Source organism: Streptomyces sp. CO7 (assembly GCF_053474865.1).
The window spans coordinates 1-393 of sequence record NZ_JBRIOU010000154.1 but is presented as its reverse complement, the minus strand read 5'-3'; the positions used below and the strand labels follow the sequence as shown (position 1 = coordinate 393).

1 pseudogene is annotated in these 393 nt (G+C 65.6%); it reads left to right on the top strand.

The features are described from left to right. Positions 1 to 393 (top strand): annotated as a pseudogene (locus ACOV8S_RS31540) (DNA replication/repair protein RecF); the annotation flags it as partial.

Sequence of the window (393 nt, the reverse complement as noted above, 5' to 3'; positions counted from 1 at the left end):
ATCTGTGGTCACCCCCGCAGGCAGACGCCCCGAGCGATCCGGTGGATCGGGCTGCTCTCACCGAGCGATTTCGTGATGCCCTGTCGGCTCGTCGCAAGGACGAACTCGTCCGAGGGGTGACGTTGGCCGGCCCGCACCGTGACGACGTCGTCCTGCACATCGGTCAGCTCCCGGCCAAGGGCTATGCCTCCCACGGTGAGTCGTGGTCGCTGGCACTCGCTCTGCGGCTCGGATCCTTCGAGCTGTTGCGTGCTGACGGCATCGAGCCGGTACTCGTTCTTGACGACCTCTTCGCCGAGCTCGACAGTACTCGACGGGATCGACTTGCCGGTTCCATCGTCGATGCCGATCAGGTGCTCGTCACCACGGCCGTTGCCTCCGACGTGCCTGAGG